Source organism: Caulobacter sp. X, from assembly GCF_002742635.1.
Lineage (GTDB): Bacteria > Pseudomonadota > Alphaproteobacteria > Caulobacterales > Caulobacteraceae > Caulobacter.
The window spans coordinates 421,528-447,823 of sequence record NZ_PEGF01000002.1 but is presented as its reverse complement, the minus strand read 5'-3'; the positions used below and the strand labels follow the sequence as shown (position 1 = coordinate 447,823).

Below are 26,296 nucleotides of genomic sequence, written 5' to 3'. Positions count from 1 at the left end.
GGGACCCGCGCGAAGCGCGGGAGGGTGAGGGGTTGCGCCCCGTCGGGCCGAAGTAGGGAACGACCGCGCCTGGACCGGCCGACCTTGGAGCCCCTCACCCTCCCACCGCCTCCGGCGGCGGGCCCCGCCCTCTCCCGATGGGAGAGGGTTTTCGCGCGCGCCTTCCCGCCTCGGGAAGGGAGCCATCCTTACATCTCGCGGCGAGACGATCGCCGCCCAATACCCAAGAACGCAGTTATCCAACCTGGACGCCCGGATAACTAGGCCATAGCCTCCCTCGCAACTTTGGGGGGATACATCACATGAAGACCATCACGGCTCTGGGCCTCGTCGCGGCCCTGCTGGCTGGCCCTGCCTTGGCCGGACCCGTCGTTTCCGAGGGAACCGAGTTCCAGATCCGGGTCGAGGACGCCCTGTCCAGCTCGACCGCCCACGAAGGCGACCGCTTCACCATCAGCCTGGACGACGACGTCAAGCTGTCCGACGGAACGGTGCTGCGCGCCGGCTATCGCGGCGTCGGCGAGGTTGTCGAGGCCCGCGACAACGGCATGCTGGGCAAGAACGGCAAGCTGAACATCCGGCTGCTGTATCTGAAGGTCGGAGACGACCGCATCCGCCTGCGCGCCAACAAGGGCGCCAAGGGCGAGACCAGGGTGGGCGCGACGGTGGCGACCGTGATCCTGTTCTGGCCCGCCGCGCCCTTCATCAAGGGCAAGGACGTCAGCATCAAGAAGGGCACGATGATGACCGCCTATGCGGACCAGGACCTGACCCTGCCCTCGCCTGTTCCGCCGCCGCCGGAAGGCGCGAACTAACCTCTGCCAACCGTCATTCCCGCCCTTGTGGCGGGAACCCCTGGTTCAGCCCGCACGTGCGGCGCAAGCGGATCGCCAGCGATCCGCCTCTCCCGCCCTTGCGGCGGATAGAGGGGTTCCCGCCACGAGGGCGGGAATGACGGAGCTTGTTGTAGGTTTCGTGGGAGACCCCTTCCCGCCCCGGGAAGGGAGCCATCCTTACATCTCACGGCGAGACGATCGCCGGGCTGTCCAGGTCACTCAAGGACGACGCTGCGCGTCGCCGCGGAGCGGCCGGCGGAGCCGGTCCTTGACTGACCTGGTCAGTCCGGCACGCTGCTGCCTCCAAGAGATGTAAGGTTGGGTCCGCACTTCGTGCGGCTACACTATGAAAGGCGGAAAAGCGGGCTTTTTCTGCACCACTGATAGGGATGAGCAGTTGCGGTACATCTATATGGATGAAGCAGGAACCGCCGACCATGAACCTGTAACAGTGGTGGCGGGCATTGTCGTGCATGCCGATACACAATTTCGCCCGGCAGAGAACGAACTCAATAGTCTACGAAACGACTACGTGCCAGAGCATCATCGGACAGGGTTTCTCTTTCACAGCACATCAATTTGGAGCAACCCAAAGTTTCGCGAGGGTTGGGATAGAGAGGAGCGACTTGCACTTCTCATAGGAATGATGTCGCTGCCACGAAGACTCGAAATCCCAATTTCCTTTGGAATCGTTCGACGGTCAGCACCTGAGATAGATGTTCAGGGGCTAATGTCCCAAGCACAATTCCGTCACCTAATGGCTTTCATAGGGGCCGTTGGCAGAGCTGACAAATATATCAGAGATCACGGCACAGAAGATGAAGTCGCCACCCTCGTTGTCGAGAACATCCCAGAAATGCACCGCTTTTTAAAGCTTGGACTTAGGACATTAAGAGAGCACCCGAGGCAGCTGGACCAAAATCTACTGCGCCGCACTCAACTAGAAATTTCTGCAGGGCAAACGATTCAAGAACCTGAATTTTCCTCGGAGCGAATTCGAGACGGGGTACATTTCCAAGAAAAATCAGAAAGCCCTTTCCTACAGATCGCTGACGCGGTGGCCTTTGGCTTAAGAAGAGGCTTCAGCAGACAAAAGGACGGCGACGTATTTCTCGACGCAATTTTTGGTGAGCCGCTCAACATGAGCGATTGGGAAGGACCTTCCTCTTATGCCACTTTCATGTGGCATCTTCATCGCGCCTGGCCGAATGCCGTTCAACCTGGATAGAACTCGAAGGTCCGCCCCTAAGAGTATTCGGGCGGAGCCTCCCGGCCCCGCCCTCTCCAAATCCAGCTAACTCAGAGCCAGAAGCCCTACTCCGCCGCCACCTTCGCCGAGTAGCCCAGGATCGCCTTGGTCTCCAGGAACTCGCCGAAGGCGTGGTCGCCCCACTCGCGGCCGTTGCCGCTCATCTTGTAGCCGCCGAACGGGGCCATCAGGTCGGGGCTGGCGCCGTTCAGGTTCACCTGGCCGGCGCGAAGCTGGCTCGCGATCTTGCGGACCTCGCTTTGGTCGCCGCCCGAGACATAGGCCGCCAGGCCGTACTCGGTGTCGTTGCCGACGGTGACGGCTTCCTCGACCGTGTCGTAGCCCAGGATCGAGACCACCGGGCCGAAGATCTCCTCCTTGGCGATGGTCATGTCGTTGGTGACGTTGGCGAAGACGGTGGGCTTGACGTAGTAGCCCTTGTCCAGGCCCTCCGGACGGCCGGTCCCGCCGGTGACCAGGGTGGCGCCCTCGTCGATGCCCTTCTGGATCAGGCCCTGGATCTTGTTCCACTGGGTCTCGGAGACCACCGGGCCCATCTTGGCGTTGCCGTTGGGGTCGCCGACATTGTGGGCCTCGGCGGCGGCCTTGGCGATGGCGATCACCTCGTCCATGCGCTTGCCGGGGACCAGCATGCGGGTCGGGGCGTTGCACGACTGGCCCGAGTTCAGCATCACCGAGGCGACGCCGCCGGCGACGGCCTTCTGGAAGTCGGCGTCGTCGAGGATGATGTTGGGACTCTTGCCGCCCAGCTCCTGGTGGACGCGCTTGACGGTCGGGGCGGCGTTCTTGGCCACCTCGATGCCGGCGCGGGTCGAGCCGGTGAACGAGACCATGTCGACTTCGGGATGGCTGGACAGCGCCGCGCCGACCGTGGGGCCGTCGCCGTTGACCAGGTTGAAGACCCCGGCCGGGACGCCGGCGGCGTGCATGATCTCGGTCCAGATGTAGCCGCTGAACGGCGCGATTTCCGAGGGCTTCAGCACCATGGTGCAGCCGACGGCCAGGGCCGGGCCGACCTTGCAGGCGATCTGGTTCACCGGCCAGTTCCACGGGGTGATGAAGCCGCAGACGCCGATCGGCTCCTTGACGATGCGGGTCGTGCCGCGATCTTCCTCGAACTTGTAGTCCTTCAGCACGGCCAGCGCCGTCTGGACGTGGCCGATGCCCATGGCGGCCTGGGCGCGCTGGGCCAGCCAGGCGGGGGCGCCCATCTCCTCGGTGATGGCTTTGGCCATGTCCTCGAAGCGCTTCTGGTACTCGGCGATGATCCGCTCCAGCAGGTCGATGCGCTCCTCGCGGCTGGTCTGGGAGAAGGTCGCGAAGGCCTTGCGCGCGGCGCGCACGGCCTTGTCGACGTCGGCGGCCGAGCCCATCGAGATCACGCCCGCGACCTCTTCGGTGGCCGGGTTGATGACGTCCAGGGTCTTGGGCTGGGCGGGATCGACCCAGGCGCCGTCGATGTAGAACTTGGTGTAGTCGCGCATGACGTTCTCCTGCCCGTATGGGATCGCCCGCTCTAGTTGGGAGAGACGGCGGGCGCCTTCAAACAAGCATTTAATGTGATCGGCGATCAGGTGTGAAGGGGGTAACGCGCAGCGCCCCCTCCGTCACGATGCTACGCATCGCGCCACCTCCCCCGCTTCGCGGGTGAGGAGGATGTCATCCTCCCCCGTGCAAACGGGGGAGGTGGATCGGCGCGAAGCGACGAGACGGAGGGGGCGCTTGCCCGCTTCACCACATCGCGTCCGGCTCCTCCCCGTGCAGCACCTCGGCGATCCGTCGCCGCGTCGCTCGTGTGGTCTCTTCCGGCAAGTCATGCGGATCAAACCACCCCACCGCGCAGATCTCGCCGGCCGCGTTGCTGGCGCAGGGCTCCCAGGTCTCGATGCGATAGACCAGGACGTGGTCGCCGGGATGCAGGACCTCGTTGCTGTGGGCCGAGACCAGGCGCGGGCGGCTCAGGGCGCGCACCCCGGCCTCCTCGGCCAGCTCGCGGACCACGGCGGTCTCGGCCGTTTCGCCCCGCTCGACACCGCCGCCGGGCAGGTACCAGCCCTTGATGTAGGTGTGCTGGATCAGCAGGACCTTGCCGCCCTCGTCCGTGACCACCGCCCGCACGCCCAGGGTCAGCCCCCGCGCGACGCGGAAGAAGGCGTAGACCAGGGGACGGGTGAACGGTTCGATACGGCGGCGCCAGAGCATGGGGTAGGTAGTAGCGCGGGCCGGCCTTGCGGTCAGTCCCCTCGACCGCTAAAGCCGAGGCCATAACGTCTTTCTCTTTCGGAGCCGCGCCATGCTCGCGATCCTCGTCATCGCCATCTTCCTGGGCGTCGTCTGCACGCTGAACCTGTCCGAGTTCGGCCGCATCGACTGATGTCTGGTTCGGCGCGCGGCGCGGCCCTGGTCACCGGCGCGGGGCGTCGGATCGGCCGGGCCCTGGCTCTCGAGGCCGCCCGCGCCGGCTACGACGTCGCCATCCACCACCGCGCCTCGGCCGACGAGGCCGAAGAGACGGCCGCCGACGTGCGGTCGCTGGGCCGCCGCGCGGCCCTGGTCCGCGCCGAGCTCACAAGCGAGACCGAGACGGGCGGCCTAATCGCCCAGGCCTCCGAGGCGCTGGGCCTTCCCGTCACCCTGCTGGTCAACAGCGCCTCGGCCTTCGAGGACGACCGCGTCGGGACCCTGTCCCGCCAGACCTGGGACCTGCACCTCGAGACCAACCTGCGCGCGCCGCTGGTGCTCAGCGAAGCCTTCGCCGCCGCCCTGCCGGCGGATCGGGCGGGCCTCGTCGTCAACATCATCGACCAGCGCGTGTGGCGGCCCAATCCGCAGTTCTTCAGCTACAGCCTGAGCAAGGCCGGCCTGTGGTGGGCGACCCAGACCTTGGCTCAAGCGCTGGCGCCGCGCATCCGCGTCAACGCGATCGGCCCCGGCCCAGTCCTGCCCTCGGTCCACCAGGCGCCCGGCGAGTTCCAGGCCGAGGCCGCCGGAACCCTCCTGCAACGCCGCGCCACGCCCGACGAGATCGCCGGCGCGCTGCGCTATCTCATTGACGCCACGTCGGTCACGGGCCAGATGATCGCCGTGGACGGCGGCCAGCACCTGGGCTGGAAGACGCCGGACATCGTCGCTCCGTAATAGAGAGGCCGCCCTTGGCCGCAGCTCCGCTCCCCGACACCGCTCCTGCTCAGGACCTGGCGCGCGTCATCGTGACCAAGGTCTTCGTGCGCGGCCTGAAGGTCGAGGCCCAGATCGGGGTCTATGATCACGAGCACGGCCGCATGCAGCCGCTGGTCGTCGATGTCGAGTTGGACGTGGCGGCCAGCCACTGCGAGCGCCTGCCCGACACCGTGAACTACGAAATGGTCGGCGAGGCCGCCCGCGCCATCGTCGCCGAGGGCCATATCGACCTCGTCGAGACCTTCGCCGAGCGCCTGGCCCAGGCCTGTTTCGCCGATCCGCGCGTCACCCGCGCCCGGGTGCGGGTCGAAAAGCCCCTGGCTCTCGCCCCGCACGCCGCCGCCGCCGGCGTCGAGATCACCGCCGTCCGAGGCTAGATCCGATGAGCATCCGCCACGGCGCCCGGCTCTCCCCGCTCCAGGCCGAGACGGTCTGGACGCTGGAGCCCGGGGTCCTGGTGGAGACGCGCGGCAAGGGCCAGCGCCGCTTTCCGCTGAGCGGCCTGACCCGCTATCGCCTGGCCGTGGGCCGTGACGGACGCCAGCGCAGCCTGCTGCTGACCTTCGGCCGGCGGCGGATCCTGATCGTCTCGCAGAGCTACCAGGGCCCGGGCCGGTTCGAGGATCGGCTGCCCAGCTTCTCGACCCTGGCGCGGGCGCTCGCCGCCGTCGGCGCGGACCTCTCGCCCAAGGCCCGGTTCGGCGTCGCCCGGCTGGAGGCGCGGGCGGCCCTGACCGGCATGATCGCCCTGACCGCCCTGGGCGCGATCGCGACGCTGGCGTTCTCGCTGAGCGCCGGCATGGTCGCCGTCGGGATCGACATGGCCGCGCGGATGGTCTTCGTGCTGCTGCTGCTGACCGCCGCCCTGCCCTGGATCGGCGCCGGCCGCGCCTTCGACCCGCACGATCCGCCAGCCGACCTCCTGCCGTAAAAGAAACGCCCCGACCATCGGCCGGGGCGTGCGCAGTCAGCGGAGGGAAAGAGAGGTTTCGATCAGCGGGGCATCAGCACGCTGTCGATCACGTGGATCACGCCGTTGCTGGCCGCGACGTCGGTGGCGGTGACGGTGCTCTTGCCGCCCTTCTCGTCGGTGATCACGACCTTGCCGCCCTCGACCGCCGCCTTGAACTGGCAACCGCCGACGGTGTTGATCGTGTAGCCGCCGCCGTTGGACTGGATGGCGCCGAGCAGGGTCTTGGCCTCGACCTTCCCGGCCACGACGTGGCAGGTGAGGATCTTGGTGAGCGTCGCCTTGTTCTCGGGCTTGACCAGGGTCTCGACCGCGCCGGCCGGCAGCTTGCCGAAGGCGGCGTTGGTCGGGGCGAACACCGTGAACGGACCCGCGCCCGACAGGGTGTCGACGAGCCCGGCGGCCTTGACCGCCGTGACCAGGGTCGAGAAGTCCGCATTGCCCGCGGCGACGCCGACGATGTTGGGCTTGTCGGCGGCGAGGGCGGGGGTGGCCAGAGCCGTGGCGGCGAGCGCCAGCACCGCGGTGCGGCGCAGGATCGAACGCATCATCTTGTGGGACCTTCCATCGGTTGGGGGGAAGAGATGGGAGAAAGTCGACAGCGCGCGTTGTCGGTCTTCTCTACGGCCGCCACGCCCCAGCGGATGGCTTGGGCGAACATGACTTTTTCGTAAGATTCGCGGCCGAAGGTGAAAACGGCGTCATGACGCCACCTTCATTTGCATCGCGACCCCGGCGGCGCGATCGTTGGGCCAACGACGATATCTCTAGGCTCAAAACCGTGTCAGACCCTTCGATAGACCCCGCCGTCCCGCCCCGGCTGCAGGACGACAAGACCCTGCCGGGGATCGGCTACGCCCTGCTGATCGCGGGCCCGCCGACCGGCGGCCTCACCTGCGCCATCGCCGCGATCCTGGCCTACATCAGCCGCAAGGACGCGCCCGAATGGCTGGCCAGCCACTACGAGTTCCAGATCCGGACCTTCTGGCTGGCCGTGCTGTTCGCCGTGATTTCGGGTCTGTTGACCGTGATCGGCGTCGGCGTCGTGCTGATGGTCGCGGTCGGCCTGTGGGTGATCGTCCGCGGGATCATCGGCCTGTCCAACCTGTTCAAGAACCAACCCTATCCCACGCCCAAGAGCTGGATGCTTTGATCATGACCGACACCCTCGTCACCGAACGCCCCGAAGAGGACAAGCTGCTGCCGGCGGTCGTCTACGGCCTGTACCTGCTGGGCTTCGCCAACGGCCTGACCTTCATCGTCGGCCTGATCGTGGCCTATGTCAGCCGCGACAGCGCCGGCCCCGTGAATGAAAGCCACTTCACCTTCGCCATCCGCAGCTTCTGGCTGTCGATCGCTGGCTTCCTGCTGGGTTTGGCGATCTTCCTGCTCAGCATTATCCCGAGCTTTTTCCTGATCGGCATTCCGGGACTGATCGCGGGCGGCCTCCTCATGGGGGGGATCAGCCTGTGGTTCATCGCCCGCTGCATCGCCGGCATCTACTACCTGTCGCGCGGCGAAGCCTATCCGCGCCCGCTGAGCTGGCTGATTTAGAGGCGCCCGGGGCGGCGGGCGCCCGCCGTCTGGTCGCCCGCTCCCCCGCGGCGTCCAGACGGGGCCTCGCCTCTCGACCTGGCCCCATCGCTTCCTTCACTTGCGCCCCTGGCGGACATTCGCGTCTGGGGAGGCGCGGAGTCGGCGGGCGGTTGGATCATCTGGGGGTGATCCGCGCGACATCGGGAAAGGCGGCGGCGAGCCTGCTCGCCGAGGGGACGGACCGCCCTTCCCGTCACGGACCGTCCGCACACGGCATGTCCGCCGGCGCGGCGGCGGCGAGATCCTCGCCGCCGCCCAGACGCCATAGAGCCGCTCTATTCCGTCCAGAAGATTTATCAATTTGCTCGATCGCTAGCCGAGCCTTAAAGACAGCGCATCCTTTCAACGGAGCGCCCCATGTCGCTGATCAACACCGAGATCAAACCCTTCACCGCCCAGGCCTTCAAGGACGGCAAGTTCGTCACGGTCAGCGATGCCGACGTGAAGGGCAAGTGGTCGATCTTCTTCTTCTACCCGGCCGACTTCACCTTCGTCTGCCCGACCGAACTGGAAGACCTGGCCGACAACTACGACACGTTCCAGAAGCTGGGCGTCGAGATCTACGCCGTGTCGACCGACACGCACTTCTCGCACAAGGCCTGGCACGACAGCTCGCCGGCGATCAGCAAGATCAAGTACACGATGATCGGCGACCCGTCGGGCCTGGTGACGAACAACTTCGACATCATGCGTCCGGGCGTCGGCCTGGCCGACCGCGGCACCTTCCTGGTCGACCCGCAAGGCGTCATCCAGTTCATGGAAGTGACCGCCGAAGGCATCGGCCGCAACGCCGCCGAGCTGCTGCGCAAGGTCAAGGCCGCCCAGTACGTGGCCAGCCACCCGGGCGAGGTCTGCCCGGCCAAGTGGGAAGAGGGTGAAAAGACCCTGGCCCCGTCGCTCGACCTCGTCGGCAAGATCTAAGACCTGAGCTACCCGCGTCGCCACCGGTCGCTTGAAGCCTTTCCGATCTGATCACTTCGATCAGATCGGACAAGAAGGGCTCCAGGCAAAAAGGCCGGCGGCGGCGCACCCTTCTCGATCGTACGCCGCGTTCGATCGTTCTCCCCGACAATCGAACGCCCTTTCCACTCCCCAAACCACCAGGGAGCCCATCATGCTGGACGCCGGTCTGAAGACCCAGCTGACCACCTATCTGCAGAACCTGCGCCAGCCGATCGAACTGGTCGCGTCGCTGGACGACTCCGCCGGCTCGGCCGAGATGAAGGCCCTGCTGGAAGACATCGTCGCCACCTCGGACAAGGTCAGCCTGAACCTGGCCGGCGACAACGAACGCAAGCCGTCCTTCGCCATCACGCGCGCCTCGGGCGATGCGGATGTGCGCTTCGCCGGCCTGCCGCTGGGCCACGAGTTCACCTCGCTGGTGCTGGCTCTGCTGCACGTCGGCGGCCACCCGCCACGCCTCGACGCCGAGGTGATCGAGCGCATCAAGAGCCTGGACGGCGACTACCGCTTCGAGACCTATTTCTCGCAGTCGTGCCAGAACTGCCCCGACGTGGTGCAGGCCCTGAACACGATGAGCGCCCTGAACCCGCGCATCCGCCACGTCGCCATCGACGGCGCCTTCTTCAAGGCCGAGGTCGAGGAACGCCAGGTGATGGCTGTCCCGACCATCCTGCTGAACGGCCAGCCGTTCGGCCAAGGCCGCATGGACGTCGAGCAGATCCTGGCCAAGCTGGACACCGGCGCGGCCGACCGCATGGCCGAGAAGATCAAGACCAAGGACGCCTTCGAGGTGCTGGTGATCGGCGGCGGCCCCGCCGGCGCGGCCGCGGCGATCTACGCCGCCCGCAAGGGCATCCGCACCGGCGTCGCGGCCGAGCGCTTCGGCGGCCAGGTGCTCGACACCATGGACATCGAGAACTTCATCTCGGTCTCGCACACCGAAGGCCCGAAGCTGGCCTCGGCGCTGGAGCAGCACGTCAAGGACTACGAGGTCGACGTGATGAACCTGCAGAAGGCCGTGGGCCTCATTCCAGCCAAGACCCCGGGCGGCCTGATCGAGGTCAAGCTCGAGAACGGCGCCAGCCTGAAGTCCAAGAGCGTGATCCTGTCGACCGGGGCCCGCTGGCGGAACGTCAATGTGCCCGGCGAGGCCGAGTACAAGAACAAGGGCGTGGCCTATTGCCCGCACTGCGACGGCCCGCTGTTCAAGGGCAAGCGCGTGGCGGTGATCGGCGGCGGCAATAGCGGCGTCGAGGCGGCCATCGACCTGGCCGGCATCGTGGCGCACGTGACGCTGATCGAGTTCGACAGCCAGCTGCGCGCCGACGCCGTGCTGCAACGGAAGTTGGCCAGCCTGCCCAACGTCAAGATCGTCACCTCGGCCATGACCACCGAGATCCACGGCGACGGCGCCAAGGTGAACGGCCTGACCTACAAGGACCGCAACGGCGACGCGACCCACCGCGTCGACCTGGAAGGCGTGTTCGTGCAGATCGGCCTGGTGCCCAACACCGAGTGGCTGAAGGACTCGGGCGTGGCCCTGACCCCGCGCGGCGAGATCGAGGTGGACTATCGCGGCGAGACCTCGGTCCCGGGCGTGTTCGCCGCCGGCGACGCGACCACGACGCCGTACAAGCAGATCATCATCGCCATGGGCGAAGGGGCCAAGGCCTCGCTCAGCGCCTTCGACTACCTGATCCGCCTGCCGGCGGAGGCCTCGCAGGTCGCGGCGTAGGATCGCTGAGCGCCCCCTCCGTCACGCGGCTTCGCCGCGCGCCACCTCCCCCGTTACACGGGTGAGGAGGAAGCCGACCATCCTCCCTCGCGTAGCGGGGGAGGTGGCCCGGAGGGCCGGAGGGGGCGCTAAGCACCCTCCCAACAAAAAGCCGCCCGGGATCGCTCCCGGGCGGCTTCGTCGTCTCTAGGCTCCAGTCCTTAGAACTGAATGTTGGCGCCCACGAACACGGTGCGGCCGCTGGTGGTGTAGTTCCACAGGCGCTTGGCGCCGGTCTGGCCGAAGCCGTTGTTGTAGCTGTTGTACTGCTCTTCGCGCTCGTCGGTCAGGTTGATCGCGTCGAGCGACAGACGGATGCGCGGGGTCAGCTGATAGAAGGCCGCCGCGTCGACATAGGTGGTGGCGTTGAAGCCGCCGCTGTCGATCAGATAGTCCGAACGGTAGTTGGCCGAGACGCGACCACCGTACTTGGCGGTCTCATAGTACAGCGTGGCGTTGGCGTTGACGTCCGACAGGCCGAAGATGTCGGTCTTCTGCGGCTTGCCGTTGATCAGGTTGGTGGTCGAGGAGTCGATCAGGGTCAGGTTGGCGACCGCGCCCAGGTGCTTCAGCGCGCCCGGCAGGAAGAAGAAGTCGCTCTGGGCCGACAGCTCCAGGCCCGTCAGCTTGGCGTTGTTGAGGTTCACCTGGCGGGTGTAGGTGGCGACGATCGTCGACCCCGTCACGCCTGGATAGAGCCCCTCGGCCAGGCCGGTGCTGGCGTAGGTGACGTTGTTGACCGTCTGGCTGGCGACCAGGCCGTCGATGTTCTTGTGGAACACGCCGGCGGTCAGCATGCCGACGCCGCCGAAGTACCACTCGGCGACCAGATCGAACTCGTCGGACTTGTAGGGCTCCAGGTTCGGGTTGCCGGTCGAGACCGACACGTTGGCGCCGTCGACGCTGATCGTGCCGTTCATGGCGTAGGCGGCCAGCGCCGGACGGTTGATGTTCTTGGCGGCCGCGACGCGGATTTGGAACTGGTCGGAGACCTCCATCACCGCGTTGAAGGCCGGCAGCACGCCCGAATAGCTCTTCTTGGCCACGGTCGGGGTGTTGACGCCCTTGACCGCCATGACGCCCGACGAAGTCAGGTCGGTGTCGTAGGCGCGCAGGCCGGTGTTGCCGCGGATGGTCTTGCCCAGGAACTGGGCCTTCCAGTCCAGCTGCAGATAGCCGGCGTTCGTCTCTTCCTTGACCGAATAGATGCTCTTGGGCGCGCCCAGGGTGCGGGTGACGCCGTAGGCGGCCAGGGCCTTGTCGAAGTCGACATTCACCCACGACTGGGCGTCGTGCTGGTCGAAGATCGTGTAGTAGCTGGTGACGTGGTCATCCAGCGTGCCCTTTTCCCAGGCCGTCTTGTTCACGTCGTCGTTGGTCTGGGTGTAGCCGGAGTTCTCGAAGCCGCGATACGACACCCCGCCCTTCAGGACGAAGTCGTCGTTGAAGGCGTAGGCGCCGTTCAACTCGCCGTTCTTCAGCTCGGTGCTCTGGTAGGTGGCCGAGAAATCGATCTCGTGGGCCCGGTAGTTGTTCGGATCGGTGGTGTCCCACTTGTAGGTGTTCTTGCCGGTGTCGCCGCGATAGTCGGTGATCAGGCCGCCGAACGCCTCGGTGTAGAACTTGTCCGAGATCGGAATATCGTAGTCCGAGGTCTCGCGACCGACGTGGCCATCGATCGTCAGCTTGTCGGTCAGCTTCCATTCGCCGGTCAGCACCACCTGGTCGAAGGTGTTCTTCGTCTGCTGGCGGCGGGTCTCGGTGGCGAACACCGTGTTGGAGACATCGGCGTAAACGACGCTGTTGTACTTGTCGTAGATGATCGAGTTCAGCACCGGCGCCGGGCTGACCAGATTGCCCGAGTGCGGCGTGGTCGTCCCCAGAACCGTCGAGTTCAGGGTGGCGCGGGTGGCCAGGCTGTTCTCGCTGCGATCGTTGGTGAACTTGCCGTGCAGGGCGTCCAGCGTGAAGGTCAGGGTCTCGACCGGACGCCACTGAAGCGCTCCGGTCAGGCCCAGGCGCTCCTGGTCGGACTCCCAGACCGTAAGGCGGTTGCCGCGCTGGAAGATCAACTCGCCGTTCATGGCCTTGGCCGCGTCGGCGGCGCTGAGGTTGACGACGTTCGCCGCCAGGGCCTTGGTCGTGGGCGCCGCGTAGGTGTTGTAGCCCTGCTCCTGCGTCTTGCGCTTGGAGTAGGCCACCGAGAACAGCGCGCCGAACTTGTCGTCCCAGTTCTTGCTGATCATCGCCGCGCCGCGCGGCTGGAAGTCCTTGGTGGCGCTGTTGGTGCCGCCCTGCATCGACAGGGCCGCCTTGGTCCCCGAATAGTCGAACGGCTTGGCGGTGTAGAGGCCGACGGTGCCGGCCATGCCGCCTTCGTCCTGCTCGGCCGAGAACGACTTGCGCACGTCGACCTTGGAGAACAGGTCCGAGGCGAAGATGTTGAAGTCGAACGCCCGGTCGCGCGAGGTCTGGCCGCGGCTGTCCATCGGCGAGTCGACGTTGCCCAGCACTTCCATGCCGTTCAGCTGGACGCGGGTGAAGTCGGGGCCGAGGCCCCGCAGGCTGACGCGACGGCCCTCGCCGCCTTCGCGGTTGATGGCCACGCCCGGCAGGCGTTGCAGCGACTCGGCCAGGTTCAGGTCCGGGAACTTGGCCATGTCCTCGGCCACGATCACGTCGGTGACGATGGCGCTGGAGCGCTTGGCCTCGCGGGCGGCGCCCAGCGACTTGCGGAAACCGGTTACCACGACGGCGTCGACGGAGTCGGCCGGCTCGGCGGCGGGCGCGGGGTCGGCGACCCGGGCATGGGCGGCCGGCGCGACCAGGGCCATGACGAATTGAGCCGCGCCCGCCAGGAGCGCGATCTTGGTGCGAGACATTGTAAGATCCCCAAACTTCTTCCGCCGGGGGAGGGCCGCCACAATTTGGGCGCCGACGGTTTGGGGCGGCGTTAGGGCCGTCGCGTGACGTCCACGTCTCGTTTTTTTAAAAGCTTGATGACGGGACCGCGATCTCCATCGCGTGGGGACGTCAAACCGTCATGTGCAAGCGCTATGGCGACGCTCTGTCCTGGAGTCGCCCATGCTGAACCTGCTCGCCGCCCTGGCGGTCGCCGCCGCCCCCTGCCCCGCCTCGGACGAGAGCGCGCCTTGCATCCGCCAGCGGATGGACGCCTTGCCGATGAACGACCTGATGGCCGTGGGCACGCACAACTCCTACAAGCAGCTCATTCCGGCCGACGAGATGGCGGCCATGGTCGCCGCGCGCGGCCAGGCGGCGCTGGGCGTCGACTACGGCCACCGGCGCCTCGCCGAGCAGCTGGACGCCGGCGCCCGTCAGATTGAACTGGACGTCGTCGCCGACCCCGAGGGCGGCCGCTACGCCAAGCCGCTCACCGTCTTCGGCCAGGGAACCGCCCTGCCGCCGGAGATGGCCGCGGCCCTGGCCAAGCCGGGCTTCAAGACCATGCACATGACCGACATCGACTTCCGCGTCTCGTGCGTGACCTTCATCTCGTGCCTGAAGGAGATCCGCGCCTGGTCCGACACGCATCGGGACCACGCGCCGATCCTGATCATGATCAACGCCAAGGAGGGCGAGGCCACCGTGCCGGGCGGGGTGAAGCCGCTGGACTTCACCGAAGCCCTGTTCGACGCCTTCGACGCCGAGATCCGCTCGGTGTTCGGCGACGATCGCCTGATCACGCCCGACCAGGTCCAGGGCAAGGCCAAGACCCTGCGCGAGGCGGTGCTGGCGGGCGGCTGGCCCAAGATCGGCCAGGCGCGCGGCAAGGTCTTCTTCGCCCTCGACGAAGGCCCGAAGAAGGTCGCCATCTATCGCGGCAAGCGCGCCTCGCTGGAAGGCCGCGCGATGTTCGTCAACACCGACGAGGCCTCGCCGGCCGCGGCCTATCTGACGCTGAACGATCCGATCGCCGAGAAGGACCGCATCACCGCCGCGGTGAAGGCCGGCTTCATCGTCCGCACCCGCGCCGATGCCGACACTTGGGAGGCCCGCCGCAACGACGTCAGCCGCCGCACCGCCGCCTTCACCAGCGGCGCCCAGTATGTCTCCACCGACTACATCTGGCCCGACCCGCGCTTTCCGGGCGGCTACACCGTGCGCCTGACCGGCGGCGACGTGGCGATCTGCAATCCGGTCCGTCAGCCCAAGGTCTGCGACAACCTGCCGATCGAGGCCCTGCCCGGCGCGCCCGAGCGCGGCTACCTCCAGCCCGAGGCGCGCCCGGACCTGACCAAGATCCTGGCCCCGCCGCCCCAGCCCGGCTCGCCCCGCGCGATCGCCGACGCCGCCGTGTTCGACCAGAGCCGCGCGATCAAGGACAAGGACCCGGCGCGCTGGGCCGAGGCCACGGCCGACGTCAGCGGTCCGGCCTTCGGCCATTTCGAGAAGGCCCTGGGCGTCAAGCTCACCGCCCAGAACGCCCCGATCCTGTCGGCCCTGCTCGAGCGCGCCGGCGACGATCGATCGCCGGTCAGCGTCGCCAAGCACTTCTGGGGGACCAAGCGTCCCTACATCGGCAAGGACTCCGCCCCGGTGTGCGAGCCCAAGCGCCCCGACCTGACCGCCAATCCCGACTATCCGTCGGGCCACTCGGCCTTCGGCGGCCATGTCGCGATGATCCTGGCCGAGGTCGTCCCCTCGCGCGCCGACGCCCTCTACGCCCGCGGCCGCGACTACGCCGACAGCCGCTGGATCTGCGGCAGCCACACGCTGAGCGCCACCGAGGCGGGGCTGCAGTCGGGCGAGGTGATCTACGCCGCCCAACACCGCTCCGAGACCTTCCTGCGCGACATCGCCATGGCGCGGGCGGAGGTCGCGGCGGTGATGGCGGCGCAAGCGGGGAAGTAGGGCGTTCGCCCTACCCCCGCCTGGCGCGGCCGGCCCTCACCGCCGCCGCCAGATCATCCAGCATCCGCACCGAGGTCTCCCAGTCCACGCAGGCGTCGGTGACCGACTGGCCGTAGGTCAGGGGCTGGCCGGGGACGATGTCCTGGCGGCCGGCGACGAGGTTGCTTTCGATCATCACGCCCATGATCGGCGAGGCGCCGGTGGCGAGCTGAGCGCAGACGTCGGCGACCACCGCCGGCTGGTTCTCGTGGTTCTTGCCGCTGTTGGCGTGGCTGACGTCGACCATGATGCGCGGCGCCAGACCCGCCTTCTCCAGGACCTGGGCCGCGGCCGCGACACTGGCGGCGTCATAGTTGGGCGTCTTGCCGCCGCGCAGCACGACATGGCAGTCGCCGTTGCCGGTGGTCGTGGCGATGGCGGCGCGGCCTTCCTTGGTCACGGCCAGGAAATGGTGCGGCTGGCTGGCGGCGGTCACCGCGTCGACCGCGACCTTCACGTCGCCGTTGGTGCCGTTCTTGAAGCCAACGGGGCAAGAGAGGCCCGAGGCCATCTCGCGGTGGATCTGGCTTTCGGTCGTACGCGCGCCGATCGCGCCCCAGGCCACCAGGTCGGCGATGTACTGGGGCGTGGTCACGTCCAGGAACTCGCAAGCCGCCGGCAGCCCCTGGGCGCTGACGTCCAGCAGCACCCGCCGCGCCAGGCGCAGGCCCTCGTTGATCCGGAAGCCGCCGTCCAGGTCCGGGTCGTTGATCAGGCCCTTCCAGCCCACCGTGGTGCGGGGCTTTTCGAAATAGACCCGCATGATCACCTCCAGCTCGCCGGCGTGGCGCTCGCGCTCGGCGGCCAGGCGATGGGCGTATTCCAGGGCGGCCTTGGGGTCGTGGATCGAGCAGGGCCCGATCACCACCACCAGACGATCGTCACGCCCGTGCAGGATCTCGTGGACCGCGCGGCGGCCGGCGCCGACGACCTCGGCCACCGACGAGGTGGCGGGCGCCTCGCCAATCACTTGGGCGGGCGGGCTGAGGGTCTGGAGTTTCTCGATCCGCAGGTCGTCGGTCGGGACCGGCAGCGAGACGATATGGGCGGCGGAAGACGGCATGGATGGCTCCGGAAGTGTCGGGAAGGTCCGGCGGCCATCAAAAAAGCCGCCCGGGGATCCCCTGGCGGCTGGTGAAGGTGTTCTCTAAGTGGCCCTGATCTCAGGCCGAACGAAACCCTCCCGGCGCCAGAGGCGTCGGATAGCTAAAATACCAAAACAGCGTGTGGCTGGCGGCGAGGGTCATCGCGAAGACCGTAGGGCGAAGTTGGCCGTGAGTCACCCCCAGATTTCTGGGGGCCGCAACAGAAGCCCAAAACCCGTGTCATCCCGGAAGCCTCGCAGAGGCTATCCGGGACCCAGGGGCGGCGCGCACGGCGTTTCGTCATCCCCTGGGTCCCGGCTCTCCGCGCGATGCGCTCCGGCCGGGATGACACGGATCTAGTGAACGAAAACGCCGCCCGGATCGCTCCGAGCGGCGTCTTCAGATCCGACGGATGGAGCCGCCTTAGGCCTCGGCCATCGCCTGGCCGCGCACCAGGGCGGCGTAGGTGTCCATCAAATCGAGCGACAGCTTGCCCGGCGTGAAGGTGAACTCGCCCACTTCCGAGACCGGGGTCACCTCGGCGGCGGTGCCGACGATGAAGCATTCGGTGAAGCCCGAGAGCTCTTCCTTCTGGATGTGGCGCTCGACGACCTCGATCCCCTTGTCCTTGGCGATGGCGATCACCGTGCGGCGGGTGATGCCGTCCAGGAAGCAGTCGGGCTTGGGCGTGTGCAGGACGCCGTCCTTGACGAAGAAGACGTTGGCGCCGGTCGCCTCGGCCACATAGCCGCGATAGTCCAGCATCATCGCGTCGGCGTAGCCGTCCTTCTCGGCGGCGTGCTTGGAGATGGTGCAGATCATGTAGAGGCCGGCGGCCTTGGCCGCGACCGGGGCGGTCTTCGGGTCCGGGCGCTGATACTTGGCCCAGGTCAGGCGAATGCCCTTGGCCTTGGTCGCGGGGTCGAAGTAGCTCGGCCATTCCCAGACGGCGATGGCGACGTGGATCTTGGTCTGTTGCGCCGAGACGCCGATCATCTCGCTGCCGCGCCAGGCGATCGGGCGGACATAGCAGTCCTTAAGGCCATTCTTCTCGGCCGTCGCCTTGCAGGCCTCGTCGATCTCGGCCACCGTGTATGGGATCTTGAAGTCGAGGATCTCGGCCGACTTGAAGAGGCGCTCGGTATGTTCGGTCAGCTTGAAAATCTCGCCGCCGTACATCCGCTCGCCCTCGAAGACGGACGAGGCGTAGTGCAGGCCGTGGGTGAGTACGTGCACCTTCGCTTCGCGCCAGGGCGCGAACTGGCCGTCCAGCCAGATCCAACCATCACGATCGTCGAAGGGAACCAGAGACATCGGCCCAAGACCTCCTTATGAAAAACCCGGCCCTTAGACGCCCCGAGGGTGGGCGCGTCAAATAAAATGGACTCCGCGCGATGATAGCCCCGCTGCAGCCCGGTTCGGACGATCCCCGTCTGATCCTCCGCGAGGAGGAGCTGGACGGCGGGCTGGAACTGATCCTGCTGGCCGAGGCTTCGCTGTGGGCCGCCGTCGACGCGGCGCTGGAAAGCGAGAGCGTCGGCCTTGGCCGTTCGCACTGGCGCGCGGCCTTCCTGCTGCGCCGCCGGCCGGGCATCGGGGTGCAGGACCTTTCCAAGCTGACGAGCCTGTCCAAGCAGGCCGCCAGCCGCACCCTGGCCGACCTTCAGAAGGCGGGCCTGGTCGAGCGCGGCTCGGGCGAGCTGGACGGCCGTCGCCGCCCCGCGACCCTGACGCCCGATGGCGTGGCCTTCGAGCAGCGGACGGCCGAGCGGCTGCGGGCGCTGCTGGCCCGGGCCTATCGCACCGGCGGCCTCGACGGCGTGGCCGGCGCGCGGCGAATCCTGGCGGCGCTGGCCGGTCCCCGCCAGGGCGTCGGCGCGCCCCGGCGCCAGAACGTTTGAGGACGACTCCATGACTCCAGAAGAGCGCCGCGAGCGCCACCTGCTGGTCGTCGACGACGACGATCGCCTGCGCAAGCTGATCAAGGAGTTCCTGGGCCGCGCCGGCTTCCGCGTCACCGCCGCCTCGAACGCGGCCGGCGCCGACAAGCTGTTCGAGTCGCTGGACTTCGACCTGATGGTGCTGGACGTGATGATGCCGGGCGAGGACGGCATGGCCTTCACCAAGCGCCTGCGCGCCAAGGGCGGCGAGGCCGGCCGCACCCCGATCCTGATGCTGACCGCCCGCGACCAGACCGCCGACCGGATCGAGGGCCTGTCGAACGGCGTCGACGACTATCTGGGCAAGCCGTTCGAGCCTCAGGAACTGCTGTTGCGCATCGAGGCGATCCTGCGCCGCTCGTCCGCCCGCCCGGTCGGGACACGAAGCGCCGCCCTGAACCTGGGCCGCTGCACGTTCGAGCCCGAACGCGGCGAGCTCGTCTGCGATGGCGAGGTCATCCGCCTGACCGAGGCCGAGGTCACGCTGATGCGCCGCCTGGCCCGCTCGGCCCACGAACCCGTCGACCGCCTGGAGCTGGCTCGCGACACCGCCGACGCCACTGGCCGCGCCGTCGACGTCCAGGTCACGCGCCTGCGCCGCAAGATCGAGCCGGACCCGAAGAATCCGCGCTACCTGCAGACCGTGCGCGGGATCGGGTATCGGCTGGCGCCGGATTGATGGTGGGGCGCGTTCAAATCCTCCCCCCAGCGGGGGAGGTGTCCGCGCAGCGGACGGAGGGGAAAGTCGACCAGCGGCGGGAATGCCATCTTCCCCCTCCGGCGCTTCGCGCCACCTCCCCCGCTGGGGGGAGGATTTAGGTGCCCCTCTCCACCCGCCTCAACCTCCCGCCCTTCCTCAAGCGCCTGCTGCCGACCTCGCTGTTCGGCCGCAGCCTATTGATCATCATCCTGCCGGTGGCGGTGATGCAGATCGCCGTGACCTGGGCGTTCTTCGACGCGCACTGGCAGTCGGTGACCAGCAAGCTCTCCGAGGGCCTGGCCGGCGACATCGCCTGGGCCGTGCAGTCCTACGAGGACGATCCCAGCCCCGCCGCCGTCGAGAAGCTGGCCAAGCGGGCCGAAGACTCGATGTCCCTGTCGATCGCCTTCCAGAAGGGCCGCAAGCTGCCGACCAGCCGCCGGCCCTCGCTGTTCGCGGCGCTAGACCGGTCGCTGCAACAGGCCCTGGACGACCGGCTGGATAACCCGTTCTGGTTCGATACGACCCGCTACACGGCCTATATCGACATCCGGGTGCAGGTGAAGGGCGGGGTCCTGCAGATCTACGCCCTGCGCGACCGGGCCTACGCCACCCAAGGGCACATCTTCATCCTGTGGATGGTGGTGGCGACCATGCTGCTGACGGCGATCGCCATCCTGTTCATCCGCAACCAGGTCCGCGCCATCGAGCGCCTGGCCGACGCCGCCGACGCCTTCGGCCGGGGCGAGGAGCATGACTTCAAGCCGCACGGCGCGCGCGAGGTGCGCAAGGCCGCCCGCGCCTTCCTGGCCATGAAGGCCCGCATCGTTCGGCACATCGAGCAGCGCACCGCCCTCCTGGCCAGCGTCAGCCACGACCTGCGTACGCCGCTGACCCGCCTGAAGCTGGAAATGGCCATGGCCGAGCCCTGCGAACAGATCGAGGCGATGAAGGGCGATCTCGCTGAAATGGAGCACATGATCGACGAGTACCTGGCCTTCGCCCGCGGCGAGGGCGGCGAGGACGCGCGGGTGGTCGATCTCTCCGAACTGATCGGCGGGGTGGTGGCCGACGCCGAGCGCGGCGGCGCGGCGATCGAGACCGACATCGCGCCGGGGCTGGAGGCGCGGGTCCGGCCCCTGGCCTTCCGCCGCGCGCTCGCCAACTTGGTCGACAACGGCGTCGCCCACGCCGACCGCGTCAAGGTCACCGCCGCCGCTCGCCAGACCGGCGGGGTCGAGATCGCGGTGGACGACGACGGTCCGGGCATCCCCGAGGACCGCTACGAAGAGGCCTTCAAGCCCTTCTCACGCCTCGACGAGAGCCGGAACCAGAACGAGAAGGGCGTGGGGCTAGGCCTCGCCATCGCGCGCGACATGGCGCGGGGCCTCGGCGGGGACCTGATGCTGTCGCGCTCGACGATGGGGGGCTTAAGAGCGTTGATCCGGCTGCCGGGGTAGTCCTGAACAGATCCTCCCCCGCGATGCGGGGGAGGTGGCCCAGAGGGCCGGAGGGGGCTAGCGGGGCGTTCGCCCAGCTCGCCCCCTCAGTCGCTCCGCGACAGCTCCCCCGCATCGCGGGGGAGCATCTAAACTTCGCTCCCCCTAGAACCCCGCCCCGATCATCCCAAGCCGCTGGGCCATCTGCTTCAGGCGCTTGTCCAGCTCGGCCATGGTGCGGTTCAGGGCGGCGTCGTCCTCGCGCCAGACCTGGACCACGCGCGCCCATACGGCGGCCATGGCAAGCAGGCGCGGCGGGGTGGCGGGCACGCCGGCGGCTTCCAGCAGGGCGCGGGCGATGAAGGGGAAGCGCATCGCGGCGACCACCGCGCCCTGCGCCTTGGCGATGTTCAGCAACGCCGTCCGGTGCGGCTCCATCGCCTCCAGCCGCGCCATCACCGCGTCGAACAGCCGGTCCTGGGCGTTCGAGCCTTGAGGGTAGTCGATCGCGAGCGCCGCGCAGTCGAAGCGTTCGGACACGCGCGCCAGGACCGCCAGACGGCTGTTGGCCTTGGCGTAGAGATCCGGAAACGGGATGTCGGCCTTCACCGCGATGTCGCGCAGCGACACGGACGGCCAAGGCTGGTCGGCGGCGAGGGCCAGGGCGGCGTCGGCGGCGCGGTCGAGGATGTCGTCGGTCATGAGAAAGAGATGGCGCTAGAAGCCGGCGATCACAAGACAGTCCTCCCCCTAGCGGGGGAGGATTTACCCCCCCAGTTCCTTCGACCGCGCCACCGCCGCCGCCAGGGCCTTTGGCAGCAGGTCGCCAAAGCCGCCCTCGCCCATCAGCACCGCCAGCGCCGCGGCCGTGGTGCCGCCAGGCGAGGTGACTTGTTTGCGCAGTTCCGCCGGCTCTTCGCCGCTCTGCTCCATCAGCGCGGCCGCGCCGATGATGGTGGCGCGGGCCAGGCGGGCGCTTTCGGCGGGATCGAGGCCTTGCGCCGCGCCCGCCGCCTCGAGCGCCTCGACGAAGGCGTAGAGATAGGCCGGGGCCGAGCCCGAGACGGCGGTGGCCGCGTGCATCAGCTCTTCGTTCGGCAGGACCGCAACGGCCGCGACCGGCTCGAACAGAGCCTTGGCCCGCGCCAGGGCCTCGGCGTCCTCGGCGTAGAGGCTGGCCGCGCCGCGTCCGATCGCGACGGCGGTGGTCGGCATGACCCGCGCCACGCGGCGGCCGCCGAAGGCCTCGGAAATGTCGGCGGCGCGCACGCCGGCGGCGATCGAGACGATCACGGCGTCGGGCGCGATATGCGGGACCACGTCCTTGACGGCCTCGCGCCAGATCTGCGGCTTGACGGCCAGCAGCACGGTCTTGGCGGCGCCCAGCGCCTCCAGCGGCGGGTTGACGATCGCGCCACGCACGGCCGCGGGCTCGATGTTCGGATCACGGACGATCAGGTCGATGGCCGTAAAGGCCCCAGCCTCGCGCCAGCCCTGGATCAGCGCGCCGCCCATGCGTCCGGCGCCGAGGAGTAGGATGGGGGTCATGACCGGTCTCCCTCGCGGACGCGGAGAAACCCCTCATCCGACCTGCTTTGCTAGCCGCCTTCTCCCGCAGGGGAAGAAGGAAAGTCCAGACCAAATCAGGCTTGGCCGACCGTCTCGAACATGCAGGCGGCCATCGCCTGGTCCGGGGTCTTCGCGCCGTGCAGCAGGAAGTCGAAGGCCGGATAGAAGCGGTCGGCCGCCTCCACCGCCGCGTCGATCATCGAGGCGGCCTGGGCCATGGTCGGGCGCTCGCCAGCCGGCAGGGCCAGGGCGTGACGGAACACGACTTCGCCGTCCTCGGTCCAGACCTCGAAGTGGCCCAGCCAGACGCGCTGGTTGATCAGGGCCAACAGTTCGTAGGCGTTGGTCCGCTTGGTCTTGGTCGCGCGCAGGTCCAGCGACAGGCACAGCTGCAGGCAGTCGGCTTCCGGCCGCCAGGCGAACCACAGCTCGTAGTCCTTCCAGTCGCCTTTCAGCGCGAAGGCCAGGTCGCCGTCTTCGGTGCGATCAAAGGTCAGGTTTTCGGCCGACAGCACATGTTCGACCACCTCGAGGGGATCGAGAGCCATCAGGACGTCGTCTTCTTCCGGTTGGGTGTCCATGAGAATCCTGCGTCCCCGCCAGCGCGGGCGGGGGTGAGCCCCGCCGTGATTCGCTCACGTACCGAGGACAGTAATCTGCTTCGCGGCGTTCGTCTCAACTCGCTTCACGCCGTGGGCGAGCTGTTAAGGCTGTTATTCGCCCGTCGCCGCGCTCTTCTTGGCCGGAGCCTTCTTGGTCGCTTTCAGGGCGGCGACCTCTTCGCGCAGCGCCGCCACCTCGGCCTTCAGCGCCTCGAAATCGTCGCGGCGGATCAGGTCGAACTCGGCCGCCAGCCGATCCGCCTGGGCCCGCATCGCGGACTTGGCTTCCTCGCCCGCCGTCTGGGCGATGCCCATGGCCGCCTGGGTCAGCTTGGCGAATTCGTCGAGGATCGGGTTCTGGCTGTGCATCGGTTTTCCACGCGCCCGCGGATGGGCGAGCCCTCCTTATATGGGAAACAAGGGATGAAAGCGAAGAGCCAAGGAGTCCTTAGGCGCGAGTCGCGGCGGCGAAACCGCTCACATTTTCGTCCAACGGGCTCTATAGGTGCGACGATCTGTCCCGAGCGGAGCCCGAGCGCGTGATCTTCCCCGACATCGACCCGGTCGTTCACATCGGTTCGTTCGCCCTGCAATGGGGCCCGCTGGCGCTGCGCTGGTACGCCCTGGCCTATGTCGCGGGCATCCTGCTGGGCTGGCGATACGCCGTGCGCCTGACGAGGACGCCCAGCCTGTGGGGCGGCCGCACGCCCACCGCCACGCCCCTGCAGATCGACGACCTCGTCCTCTGGATCACCCTGGGCATCATCCTGGGCGGCCGGCTGGGCTACATCCTGTTCTACATGCTGCCCAATGACGCCCAGCGGACGTGGCTGCTGGCCCACCCGAGCGACGCCTTCAAGATCTGGGAAGGCGGCATGTCCTTCCACGGCGGCTTCCTGGGCGTCTGCGCGGCGATCGCCCTGTTCGCCCAGCGCAACAAGATCGACATGCTGAAGCTGGGCGACCTGGTCGCGCCGGTGGTTCCGATCGGCCTGTTCTTCGGCCGCATCGCCAACTTCATCAATGGCGAGCTGTGGGGACGGGTCACCGACGGCCCGTGGGGGATCATCTTCTGTAATCAGACGATCCGCGCCAGCCATCCGCAAGGGATCTGTCCGGCCGGCGAGCTGCCGCGCCATCCCAGCCAGCTTTACGAGGCGGGCCTCGAAGGCCTGCTGCTGTTCCTGATCCTGGCCTTCGCCATCTACCGGCTGAAGTGGCTGCAACGGCGCGGCGCGATCGTCGCGACCTTCCTGCTGGCCTATGGCCTGTTCCGCCTGTCGCTGGAGAACGTGCGCAATCCCGATATCGGCATGCCCGACTTCCCGTTCGGCCTGACCATGGGGATGATGCTGTCGGCGCCGATGATCCTCGTGGGCGGCTGGATGCTGTGGCGGTCGCTGCGCGCCCCGGCCGAGCCCGCCGCCTGACGTCATGAGCCTGCTGGAGCGCCTCAAGGCCCAGATCGCCCATGACGGGCCGATCGCCGTGCCCGAGTTCTTCACCCGCTGCCTGCACGATCCGCGCGACGGCTACTACGCCACGCGGCCCGATCTGGGCGCCGGCGGCGACTTCATCACCGCGCCGCTGGTCAGCCAGATGTTCGGCGAGCTGATCGGCCTCTGGATGGTCGAGACCTGGACGCGCCTGGGCCGCCCCGCGCCGTTCCGCCTGGTCGAAATGGGTCCCGGCGACGGGACGCTGATGAGCGACTTGCTGCGCGCCGCGCGCGTGGCGCCGGACTTCCTGGAAGCCGCCGATGTCTGGCTGGTCGAGGTCTCCGAACCGCTTAAGGCTCGCCAAGCCGAGCGGCTGGGCGATCGCCCGCGTTGGGCTTCCCGCCTGGACGAGGTTCCCGGCGGCGCGCCGATGATCCTTGTCGCCAACGAGCTCCTCGACTGCCTGCCGGCTCGGCAGTTCGTCCGCGTGCAAGACGGCTGGGCCGAGCGGGTGATCGGGCTGGGCGCGGACGGGGAGCTGGCGTTCGGACTGCGCCCCCTAAATCCTCCCCCCCGAGGGGGAGGTGTCCGCGCAGCGGACGGAGGGGGAAGTCCCGCCGCCCCTGCCTCTCCCCCCTCCGGTCCTTCGGACCACCTCCCCCTCTGGGGGGAGGATTTGGCGGCGGGCGCGGTCGTTGAGACCTCCCCCGCCCAGGCCGCCATCGCCTCCGATATCGCCCATCGCCTCGGCATCGACGGCGGCGCGGCGCTGCTGATCGACTATGGCCGCGCCCAGCCCGAGGCCGGCGACACGCTGCAGGCGATCCAGAACCACCAGAAGGTCGATCCGCTGAAGACGGCGGGCCTGGCCGACCTGACCGTGTGGGCCGACTTCCCGTCGGTGGTCGCCGCCGCGCGCGAGGCCGGGGCCAAGGCTGGACCGATCCTGACCCAAGCCCAGTTCCTGCTGGCCTTGGGCATCCTCGACCGCGCCGAGGCCCTCGCCGCCCGCCAGCCCGAGAAGACCGAGCAGATTGGAAGACAGCTTGATCGGCTGCTCGGCGAGGCGCAGATGGGGAGCCTGTTCAAGGTGGCGTGCCTGTGTTCGCCCGACCTTTCGCCCCCCCTCTTCGAGGACGCGACATGACTCAAAAGCCCGACCTGCCCACCATCCAGTCGCCGCTGCTGGCCAGCCTGCCCGGCGTCAAGCACGCCTTCTTCACGCGCCAGGGCGGGGTCTCGAAGGGGATCTACGAGAGCCTGAACGTCGGGCGCGGCAGCCAGGACGAGCCGGCCGACGTCGAGGAGAACCGGGCCCGCATCGCCCGCTGGTTCGGCGGCGACCCGGCCGACCTGAACGTCTGCTACCAGATCCACTCGACCATCGCGATCACGGCCGACGGCTCGTGGGGCGACGCGCGTCCGCAGGGCGACGCGGTGGTCAGCAAGACGCCGGGCGTCATCTGCGGCGCCATGGCGGCCGACTGCGCGCCGGTGCTGCTGGTCGATCCGGACGCCCGCGTCGTGGCCGCCGCCCACGCCGGCTGGCGCGGGGCCTTGGACGGCGTCGTCCAGGCCGCCGTGGACCGCATGGTCGAGCTGGGCGCCAATCCGGCCAACATCACCGGCGTCGTCGGCCCCTGCATCGGGCCGAAATCCTACGAGGTGGGGCTCGACTTTCTGCACAAGTTCGAGGCCGATTGCCCCGGCTCGGGCCGGTTCTTCAAACCAGGCGTCTCGGAGGACAAGCGCTTCTTCGACTTGCCGGCCTTCGTACTGGACCGGCTGGAAACCGCCGGGGTCGAACGCCGCGAATGGGTCGGCCGAGACACGCGAGCGGAAGAGGAATGGTTCTTCTCCAACCGCCGCGCCTTCCTGAACAACGAGGGTGATTACGGGCGTTTGTTGTCGGCGATCATGCTGGAGGCGTGAGGCGCCTAGGCCACGCCGCCGATCGTCCGATTACGGAATCGAAAAAGTCTGCCCGTTAACACTTGTTTCCAGAGCTTCGCCTGCTAG

Annotated in this window: 25 protein-coding genes and 3 pseudogenes; 16 read left to right on the top strand and 12 right to left on the bottom strand. The window is 68.0% G+C overall.

Going from position 1 to position 26,296, the window contains the following annotated elements:
• Positions 1-302: 302 nt before the first annotated feature.
• The gene (locus tag CSW60_RS14335) at positions 303-815 is read left to right on the top strand and encodes a hypothetical protein (protein ID WP_099538025.1); all 513 of its coding nucleotides are present in this window, start codon (positions 303-305) and stop codon (positions 813-815) included.
• A gap of 13 nt (positions 816-828) precedes the next feature.
• Here the strand turns inward: CSW60_RS14335 and CSW60_RS24380 are convergent.
• Positions 829-963 (bottom strand): annotated as a pseudogene (locus tag CSW60_RS24380) (hypothetical protein); the annotation flags it as partial.
• A gap of 270 nt (positions 964-1,233) precedes the next feature.
• Here CSW60_RS24380 and CSW60_RS23190 point away from each other — a divergent pair.
• Positions 1,234-2,064 (top strand): DUF3800 domain-containing protein, encoded by an 831-nt coding sequence (locus CSW60_RS23190; RefSeq protein ID WP_143324190.1) that lies wholly within the window; start codon positions 1,234-1,236, stop codon positions 2,062-2,064.
• A gap of 86 nt (positions 2,065-2,150) precedes the next feature.
• Here CSW60_RS23190 and CSW60_RS14325 read toward each other — a convergent pair whose 3' ends face one another.
• Positions 2,151-3,590, bottom strand: coding sequence for an aldehyde dehydrogenase family protein (locus CSW60_RS14325; protein WP_099538023.1), 1,440 nt, complete (start codon positions 3,588-3,590; stop codon positions 2,151-2,153).
• 247 nt (positions 3,591-3,837) lie between these two features.
• On the bottom strand, positions 3,838-4,308 hold the full coding sequence (locus CSW60_RS14320) for an NUDIX domain-containing protein (protein WP_099538022.1): 471 nt from the start codon (positions 4,306-4,308) through the stop codon (positions 3,838-3,840).
• Between the two features lie 171 nt (positions 4,309-4,479).
• Between CSW60_RS14320 and CSW60_RS14315 the strand changes: the two genes are divergently transcribed.
• From CSW60_RS14315 to CSW60_RS14305, 3 genes are read left to right on the top strand one after another with little or no spacing between them, the layout of a single operon-like run.
• Positions 4,480-5,244, top strand: coding sequence for an SDR family oxidoreductase (locus tag CSW60_RS14315; protein WP_099538021.1), 765 nt, complete (start codon positions 4,480-4,482; stop codon positions 5,242-5,244).
• Between the two features lie 14 nt (positions 5,245-5,258).
• Complete coding sequence (folB, locus tag CSW60_RS14310; protein ID WP_201723063.1) at positions 5,259-5,663, top strand: dihydroneopterin aldolase; 405 nt, start codon at positions 5,259-5,261, stop codon at positions 5,661-5,663.
• Positions 5,664-5,668: 5 nt separating this feature from the next.
• A complete protein-coding gene (locus CSW60_RS14305; protein WP_099538020.1) occupies positions 5,669-6,217 on the top strand; it encodes a hypothetical protein in 549 nt (182 codons plus the stop codon).
• A gap of 62 nt (positions 6,218-6,279) precedes the next feature.
• Here the strand turns inward: CSW60_RS14305 and CSW60_RS14300 are convergent, their stop codons facing one another.
• Entirely contained in the window at positions 6,280-6,807 is a 528-nt protein-coding gene (locus tag CSW60_RS14300; RefSeq protein WP_099538019.1) for a fasciclin domain-containing protein, read from the bottom strand.
• 230 nt (positions 6,808-7,037) lie between these two features.
• On the opposite strand from CSW60_RS14300, the gene CSW60_RS14295 reads away from it, so the two are divergent.
• From CSW60_RS14295 to ahpF, 4 genes are all read left to right on the top strand, one after another.
• On the top strand, positions 7,038-7,409 hold the full coding sequence (locus CSW60_RS14295) for a DUF4870 domain-containing protein (RefSeq protein WP_099538018.1): 372 nt from the start codon (positions 7,038-7,040) through the stop codon (positions 7,407-7,409).
• A gap of 2 nt (positions 7,410-7,411) precedes the next feature.
• Positions 7,412-7,810: a hypothetical protein gene (locus CSW60_RS14290; RefSeq protein WP_099538017.1), complete on the top strand. Its 399-nt coding sequence runs from the start codon at positions 7,412-7,414 to the stop codon at positions 7,808-7,810.
• Positions 7,811-8,209: 399 nt separating this feature from the next.
• Positions 8,210-8,773: an alkyl hydroperoxide reductase subunit C gene (gene ahpC, locus CSW60_RS14285; protein WP_099538016.1), complete on the top strand. Its 564-nt coding sequence runs from the start codon at positions 8,210-8,212 to the stop codon at positions 8,771-8,773.
• Between the two features lie 193 nt (positions 8,774-8,966).
• On the top strand, positions 8,967-10,550 hold the full coding sequence (gene ahpF / locus CSW60_RS14280; protein ID WP_099538015.1) for an alkyl hydroperoxide reductase subunit F: 1,584 nt from the start codon (positions 8,967-8,969) through the stop codon (positions 10,548-10,550).
• A 200-nt stretch (positions 10,551-10,750) separates the two neighbouring features.
• Here the strand turns inward: ahpF and CSW60_RS14275 are convergent.
• Positions 10,751-13,550 (bottom strand): annotated as a pseudogene (locus CSW60_RS14275) (TonB-dependent receptor); the annotation flags it as partial.
• A gap of 123 nt (positions 13,551-13,673) precedes the next feature.
• On the opposite strand from CSW60_RS14275, the pseudogene CSW60_RS24050 reads away from it, so the two are divergent.
• Positions 13,674-14,789: pseudogene (locus CSW60_RS24050) on the top strand (phosphatidylinositol-specific phospholipase C1-like protein); the annotation flags it as partial.
• A gap of 685 nt (positions 14,790-15,474) precedes the next feature.
• Here the strand turns inward: CSW60_RS24050 and CSW60_RS14265 are convergent.
• The 3 genes from CSW60_RS14265 to CSW60_RS14260 form a co-directional block, all read right to left on the bottom strand.
• On the bottom strand, positions 15,475-16,566 hold the full coding sequence (locus CSW60_RS14265; RefSeq protein ID WP_099538012.1) for a 3-deoxy-7-phosphoheptulonate synthase: 1,092 nt from the start codon (positions 16,564-16,566) through the stop codon (positions 15,475-15,477).
• Positions 16,567-16,666: 100 nt separating this feature from the next.
• On the bottom strand, positions 16,667-16,750 hold the full coding sequence (locus CSW60_RS24375; protein WP_106907040.1) for a hypothetical protein: 84 nt from the start codon (positions 16,748-16,750) through the stop codon (positions 16,667-16,669).
• A gap of 261 nt (positions 16,751-17,011) precedes the next feature.
• Positions 17,012-17,902, bottom strand: a complete 891-nt coding sequence (locus tag CSW60_RS14260) for a branched-chain amino acid aminotransferase (protein WP_099538011.1) — start codon at positions 17,900-17,902, stop codon at positions 17,012-17,014.
• 80 nt (positions 17,903-17,982) lie between these two features.
• On the opposite strand from CSW60_RS14260, the gene CSW60_RS14255 reads away from it, so the two are divergent.
• The 3 genes from CSW60_RS14255 to CSW60_RS14245 all read left to right on the top strand — a co-directional run bounded on the left by CSW60_RS14255 (position 17,983) and on the right by CSW60_RS14245 (position 20,688).
• On the top strand, positions 17,983-18,489 hold the full coding sequence (locus CSW60_RS14255) for a MarR family winged helix-turn-helix transcriptional regulator (RefSeq protein WP_099538010.1): 507 nt from the start codon (positions 17,983-17,985) through the stop codon (positions 18,487-18,489).
• A 10-nt stretch (positions 18,490-18,499) separates the two neighbouring features.
• Positions 18,500-19,207, top strand: coding sequence for a response regulator (locus CSW60_RS14250; protein ID WP_099538009.1), 708 nt, complete (start codon positions 18,500-18,502; stop codon positions 19,205-19,207).
• Between the two features lie 140 nt (positions 19,208-19,347).
• Positions 19,348-20,688, top strand: coding sequence for an ATP-binding protein (locus CSW60_RS14245; RefSeq protein ID WP_099538008.1), 1,341 nt, complete (start codon positions 19,348-19,350; stop codon positions 20,686-20,688).
• 144 nt (positions 20,689-20,832) lie between these two features.
• Here the strand turns inward: CSW60_RS14245 and CSW60_RS14240 are convergent, their stop codons facing one another.
• From CSW60_RS14240 to CSW60_RS14225, 4 genes are all read right to left on the bottom strand, one after another.
• Positions 20,833-21,369, bottom strand: a complete 537-nt coding sequence (locus CSW60_RS14240; RefSeq protein WP_099538007.1) for a TetR family transcriptional regulator — start codon at positions 21,367-21,369, stop codon at positions 20,833-20,835.
• A 63-nt stretch (positions 21,370-21,432) separates the two neighbouring features.
• On the bottom strand, positions 21,433-22,215 hold the full coding sequence (proC, locus tag CSW60_RS14235) for a pyrroline-5-carboxylate reductase (RefSeq protein WP_099538006.1): 783 nt from the start codon (positions 22,213-22,215) through the stop codon (positions 21,433-21,435).
• A 95-nt stretch (positions 22,216-22,310) separates the two neighbouring features.
• A complete protein-coding gene (locus CSW60_RS14230; protein ID WP_099538005.1) occupies positions 22,311-22,817 on the bottom strand; it encodes a YbjN domain-containing protein in 507 nt (168 codons plus the stop codon).
• 132 nt (positions 22,818-22,949) lie between these two features.
• The gene (locus CSW60_RS14225; protein WP_099538004.1) at positions 22,950-23,207 is read right to left on the bottom strand and encodes an accessory factor UbiK family protein; all 258 of its coding nucleotides are present in this window, start codon (positions 23,205-23,207) and stop codon (positions 22,950-22,952) included.
• Between the two features lie 170 nt (positions 23,208-23,377).
• On the opposite strand from CSW60_RS14225, the gene lgt reads away from it, so the two are divergent.
• Genes lgt through pgeF form a run of 3 tightly spaced genes read left to right on the top strand, consistent with a single transcriptional unit; the run spans position 23,378 to position 26,209 of the window.
• Positions 23,378-24,268, top strand: coding sequence for a prolipoprotein diacylglyceryl transferase (lgt, locus tag CSW60_RS14220; protein WP_099538003.1), 891 nt, complete (start codon positions 23,378-23,380; stop codon positions 24,266-24,268).
• A 4-nt stretch (positions 24,269-24,272) separates the two neighbouring features.
• Positions 24,273-25,424: a class I SAM-dependent methyltransferase gene (locus tag CSW60_RS14215; RefSeq protein WP_099538002.1), complete on the top strand. Its 1,152-nt coding sequence runs from the start codon at positions 24,273-24,275 to the stop codon at positions 25,422-25,424.
• Positions 25,421-26,209, top strand: a complete 789-nt coding sequence (pgeF, locus tag CSW60_RS14210; RefSeq protein WP_099538001.1) for a peptidoglycan editing factor PgeF — start codon at positions 25,421-25,423, stop codon at positions 26,207-26,209. Before CSW60_RS14215 ends, pgeF begins: the two co-directional genes overlap by 4 nt.
• The last annotated feature ends 87 nt before the right edge of the window (positions 26,210-26,296 follow it).

What these genes read in the sequence shown, in the direction of transcription:
- CSW60_RS14335 (WP_099538025.1), top strand. Translation starts at nt 303, where the DNA reads ATGAAGACCATCACGGCTCTGGGCCTCGTCGCGGCCCTGCTGGCTGGC.
- CSW60_RS14325 (WP_099538023.1), bottom strand. Translation starts at nt 3,590, where the DNA reads ATGCGCGACTACACCAAGTTCTACATCGACGGCGCCTGGGTCGATCCC.
- CSW60_RS14320 (WP_099538022.1), bottom strand. Translation starts at nt 4,308, where the DNA reads ATGCTCTGGCGCCGCCGTATCGAACCGTTCACCCGTCCCCTGGTCTAC.
- CSW60_RS14315 (WP_099538021.1), top strand. Translation starts at nt 4,480, where the DNA reads ATGTCTGGTTCGGCGCGCGGCGCGGCCCTGGTCACCGGCGCGGGGCGT.
- CSW60_RS14305 (WP_099538020.1), top strand. Translation starts at nt 5,669, where the DNA reads ATGAGCATCCGCCACGGCGCCCGGCTCTCCCCGCTCCAGGCCGAGACG.
- CSW60_RS14300 (WP_099538019.1), bottom strand. Translation starts at nt 6,807, where the DNA reads ATGATGCGTTCGATCCTGCGCCGCACCGCGGTGCTGGCGCTCGCCGCC.
- CSW60_RS14290 (WP_099538017.1), top strand. Translation starts at nt 7,412, where the DNA reads ATGACCGACACCCTCGTCACCGAACGCCCCGAAGAGGACAAGCTGCTG.
- ahpC (WP_099538016.1), top strand. Translation starts at nt 8,210, where the DNA reads ATGTCGCTGATCAACACCGAGATCAAACCCTTCACCGCCCAGGCCTTC.
- ahpF (WP_099538015.1), top strand. Translation starts at nt 8,967, where the DNA reads ATGCTGGACGCCGGTCTGAAGACCCAGCTGACCACCTATCTGCAGAAC.
- CSW60_RS14265 (WP_099538012.1), bottom strand. Translation starts at nt 16,566, where the DNA reads ATGCCGTCTTCCGCCGCCCATATCGTCTCGCTGCCGGTCCCGACCGAC.
- CSW60_RS24375 (WP_106907040.1), bottom strand. Translation starts at nt 16,750, where the DNA reads ATGACCCTCGCCGCCAGCCACACGCTGTTTTGGTATTTTAGCTATCCG.
- CSW60_RS14260 (WP_099538011.1), bottom strand. Translation starts at nt 17,902, where the DNA reads ATGTCTCTGGTTCCCTTCGACGATCGTGATGGTTGGATCTGGCTGGAC.
- CSW60_RS14255 (WP_099538010.1), top strand. Translation starts at nt 17,983, where the DNA reads ATGATAGCCCCGCTGCAGCCCGGTTCGGACGATCCCCGTCTGATCCTC.
- CSW60_RS14250 (WP_099538009.1), top strand. Translation starts at nt 18,500, where the DNA reads ATGACTCCAGAAGAGCGCCGCGAGCGCCACCTGCTGGTCGTCGACGAC.
- CSW60_RS14240 (WP_099538007.1), bottom strand. Translation starts at nt 21,369, where the DNA reads ATGACCGACGACATCCTCGACCGCGCCGCCGACGCCGCCCTGGCCCTC.
- proC (WP_099538006.1), bottom strand. Translation starts at nt 22,215, where the DNA reads ATGACCCCCATCCTACTCCTCGGCGCCGGACGCATGGGCGGCGCGCTG.
- CSW60_RS14230 (WP_099538005.1), bottom strand. Translation starts at nt 22,817, where the DNA reads ATGGACACCCAACCGGAAGAAGACGACGTCCTGATGGCTCTCGATCCC.
- CSW60_RS14225 (WP_099538004.1), bottom strand. Translation starts at nt 23,207, where the DNA reads ATGCACAGCCAGAACCCGATCCTCGACGAATTCGCCAAGCTGACCCAG.
- CSW60_RS14215 (WP_099538002.1), top strand. Translation starts at nt 24,273, where the DNA reads ATGAGCCTGCTGGAGCGCCTCAAGGCCCAGATCGCCCATGACGGGCCG.
- pgeF (WP_099538001.1), top strand. Translation starts at nt 25,421, where the DNA reads ATGACTCAAAAGCCCGACCTGCCCACCATCCAGTCGCCGCTGCTGGCC.